Here is a 3,615-nt window from a genome sequence, read left to right as displayed (position 1 = left end):
GCGGCCCGCCCCACACTCCTCGAGCCGCATACGACCGCCCGCTCGTGGCCGTCCTCGGCGGGCCACACCTTCGAGGAAGACTGCGTCACGTTGCTCGAGCGCCTGGCCGGGGTCGGACTCGAGCACGCGATCGTCGTCGAGCTGACGCCGCCCGATTTCGACGTGTCGGTCGTGCGTGTGGTGGTGCCCGGTCTCGAAGGCTACAACTCCTTCGCCCACTACGCCCCAGGAGTCCGGGGCGGCCGCGCGGCCGCCCCGGCAGCGGCGGAACGCTCGGACACGAGGGAGGTGACCGGGTGAGCGACGGACCCGCACCGAGCAAGTAGGTCGCGCCGGCCGCGCTGCCGGCGGTCGTCGCGGTCAGCATCCCCTGACGGGCGTTGCCCAACGAGGCGACGCCCGTCCCAGCCCGAAAGGGGTTCATGACCATCACGACGGACAACCAAACCAGTTAGGAGACAACATGAGTGCAGAGGGAGTAACAGCGTTGTACGAGCGGATCAACTCGGACGAGGAGTTCCGGGCCAAGATGGAAGCGGCGGAGACCCCGGACGACAAGCGTCAGATCGTGACCGAGGCTGGCTATGAAGTGACCAGCGACGATCTGCCCACCATCCGGAAGCTGGCCGGCGTCAACGAGCTGTCCGACGAGGATCTAGAGAAGGTGGCAGGCGGCTCTGACGCGACCACAGTGGCGGTTGGGCTTCCAGCTGTGGTTGTCCTCGTTGCCGCTGTGGGAGGGGTCGCTTAGCTTCCGTGTCCGCTTCCGGCCGACGCATGGGCTGTGTGGTAAGCCGAGCAGCCGGTCGCAGCCCTTGTCTCGGCAAGACGTCAAACGGAGTGACCTCATGACCGGTCCGATGTCGGCGCTCACCTCCGCCGAGGTGCGCAACCGAGCAAGTAGGCCGCGCTGGCCGCGCTGCCGGCGGTCGTCGCGGTCAGCATCCCCTGACGGGCGTTGCACAACGAGGCGACGCCTATCCCAGCCCGAAAGGGGTTCATGACCATCACGACGGACAACCAAACCGGTTAGGAGACAACATGAGTGCAGAGGGAGTAACAGCGTTGTACGAGCGGGTCAGCTCGGACGAGGAGTTCCGGGCCCAGCTGGAAGCGGCGGAAACCCCGGACGACAAGCGTCGGATCGTGACCGACGCTGGCTTCGACGTAAGCACCGACGACCTGCCCACCCTCAAGAAGCTGGCCGGTATCAGCGAGCTGTCCGACGAGGACCTGGAGAAGGTGGCAGGCGGCGCTGGCGCGACCACGGTCGGGGTTGGGCATCCAGCTGCCTTTTCCTCCGCTGTGGGAGGGATCGTTTAGCTTCCGTGTCCGCTTCCGGCCGACGCACGCGCTGTGTGGTAGGCCGAGCAGCCGTCGCAGGCCTTGCCTCGGCAAGACGTCAAACGGAGTGACCTCATGACCGGTCCGATGTCGGCGCACACGTCCGCCGAGGTGCGCGAGCGCCTCGGCCATCCCGTCATCGACAGTGACGGCCACCTCGTCGAGTACCTGCCCCTCGTTGGCGACCTGGTCGCCGAGGAGGCGGGCCCGGCGGCTGCGCAGCGCTTCGACGCCATCTTCGACGGGCTGGCTGCGGTGGGGCGTATCGGACCCCCGGCGCGGCGTCGGCTGGGAGCCATGCGACCTCCGTGGTGGGCCGTGTCGGCGAGCTCGCTCGACCGGGCGACGGCCATGTTCCCCGGCCTGCTGCGCAACCGCCTCGACGAGATGGGCGTCGATTTCGCTTTCCTGTACCCAACGTTCGGTATGGCGGCGCTGGCAGTCCCGGATCCCGAGTTCCGCACCGTGGCAGCCCGAGCCTTCAACCGCGCCGCACTGGAGGTCTGTGCTGGGGCCCGTGACCGAGTGGAACCGGTGGCGGTTATCCCCGCCTACACCCCTTCTGAAGCGACCGAAGCGCTCGCCCACGTCGCCGAGCTGGGCATGAAAGCGGTGGTGCTGACCGGCCTGGTGCCCAGAACGATCAGCCCCGCCTCGAGCGGACCCGCCTCGGTCTACGACAGCCTCGGGCACGGGTCCACCCACGACTACGATCCCGTGTGGCGGACCTGCGAGCAGCTCGAGCTCATGCCGACGTTCCATTCGGCCACCTTCGGGTTCGGCACACGGGCCTCGCCCGCCAACTACATGTTCAACCACGTCGGCGGGTTTGCCGCCGGCGCCGAGGCCGTGGCTCGGTCATTGCTCTTTGGTGGGGTGCCCGTGCGTTTTCCCGCCCTGCGCTTCGCCTTCATGGAGGGGGGCGTGGCCTGGGCCGTGAGCCTGCGCTCGGATCTGATACGCCACATGGAACTGCGCGCCGGCGAGGCCGTGGCCTGCTACAACCCGGATCGCCTCGACCGCCAGCTGCTTGCCGACTGCCTGGCCAGCCATGGAGGCGACGCCCTGCGGGCACGCGCCGACCGGCTGGGCGAGGCTCTGGGTCCCCTCGCCCAGCCAGTTGCCGACGGCGACGCTGTCGACGAGTTCGCCGAGTCAGGCCTCGAGGGACCCGACGACGTCCGGGAGGTCTTCACCACGCAGTTCTTTGCCGGGTGCGAGGCGGACGACCCCCTCACCTGCCTGGCCTTCGACTCTCGGTTCAGCGCCGGAGGCCGCTTGGGCGCCCTGTTCTCGAGCGATCTCGGTCATTGGGATGCTCCCGAGGCTGCTCTGTTGCTCACCGAGGCCTGGGACCAGGTGGAGCGGGGGCTGCTCACGAGCGACCAGTTGCGGGCGATCACCTTCGAAGACCCGATCAGGGCGTGGGCCGGGAGCGGTCTCGGTCCGTTTCGAGCAACCGCGCTGGAGGCCGAGGTTCAGCGCATCCAAGGGGACGGATCGAAGCTGGCGGCCCGGTCGCTGGTCGCGATCCAGGAGAACTTGTAGCGTTCCAGGCCGGGCACGGGCACAGGCACAGGCTCTCGCACGACCGCCACCTCCAGGTGCGCCACCGGGCAGCACCACTCTCTCGAAGCCCCGCTCGATGAGGCGCGCCAGAAGGAGGGGTTGGCCGCGCTCGACGCGAGCTTCCTCCTGCGGCGGCGGGGGACCGAGCCCAGCAGCATGACTACAGCGTGTCGGTCCAGACGGGTAGACGGCCTACTCGACGGCGTGATAGCTTGAACGTCGTAGGCGCACATCGGCGGGGTTGTCGGCGGGCAACAGTGGCGGGCCGTGATGACACGGGCCAACGGCTGGCGACCGAGCCGGGTTGATCCCGGAAAAAAAAGGGGGGGCTTGTAAGTGGGTTCTTTCGTGGTCGCGCTCGAGGACTGCCCTCTGCGAGCTGATCGCCGAGGCGCTGGGCGAGTCCCGAGAGAGCTCACCGGCAGGGGGGCGATCGTTTGCCGCTTTGACTGCCGGGCGGTGAAGCCCGCGCCGCGGCTGATCCCCGACCAGCATCTCCGTGGGGCGGCACCCAGGTTGCCATGCGCGCAACGGCGTCCTGGCGAAGTCGACCGGCGAGTGTGAGGTAGCAGAGCCGTGACCGCGACCACCGAGGTTCCCGCGAGCATCGGCTCGCCGCCTCCGGTCGGCTTTCTCGGGAGGGAGTGTCGGGCGGCCAAGGGGTTCGTCGAGACGACCCACCGCACCTGTCCCCCCGAAGAG

4 protein-coding genes are annotated in these 3,615 nt (G+C 68.6%); all 4 read left to right on the top strand.

All coding sequences use genetic code 11. The features are described 5' to 3' along the window. Positions 1-300 (top strand): YcaO-like family protein (locus VGF64_18145; GenBank protein ID HEY1636681.1); only part of this gene is annotated, 300 nt, incomplete at its 5' end. Positions 301-463: 163 nt separating this feature from the next. After that, positions 464-751, top strand: a complete 288-nt coding sequence (locus tag VGF64_18140; GenBank protein ID HEY1636680.1) for a Nif11-like leader peptide family RiPP precursor — start codon at positions 464-466, stop codon at positions 749-751. A 290-nt stretch (positions 752-1,041) separates the two neighbouring features. Beyond that, positions 1,042-1,323, top strand: a complete 282-nt coding sequence (locus tag VGF64_18135; GenBank protein HEY1636679.1) for a Nif11-like leader peptide family natural product precursor — start codon at positions 1,042-1,044, stop codon at positions 1,321-1,323. Between the two features lie 96 nt (positions 1,324-1,419). Next, on the top strand, positions 1,420-2,892 hold the full coding sequence (locus tag VGF64_18130) for an amidohydrolase family protein (GenBank protein ID HEY1636678.1): 1,473 nt from the start codon (positions 1,420-1,422) through the stop codon (positions 2,890-2,892). Positions 2,893-3,615 lie beyond the last annotated feature (723 nt).

The sequence above is a fragment of the Acidimicrobiales bacterium genome, from assembly GCA_036491125.1.
GTDB lineage: Bacteria > Actinomycetota > Acidimicrobiia > Acidimicrobiales > AC-9 > AC-9.
Note: the sequence above shows the minus strand (reverse complement) of the source record. Positions and strands in the feature narration are given on the sequence as shown.

What these genes read in the sequence shown, in the direction of transcription:
- VGF64_18130 (HEY1636678.1), top strand. Translation starts at nt 1,420, where the DNA reads ATGACCGGTCCGATGTCGGCGCACACGTCCGCCGAGGTGCGCGAGCGC.
- VGF64_18135 (HEY1636679.1), top strand. Translation starts at nt 1,042, where the DNA reads ATGAGTGCAGAGGGAGTAACAGCGTTGTACGAGCGGGTCAGCTCGGAC.
- VGF64_18140 (HEY1636680.1), top strand. Translation starts at nt 464, where the DNA reads ATGAGTGCAGAGGGAGTAACAGCGTTGTACGAGCGGATCAACTCGGAC.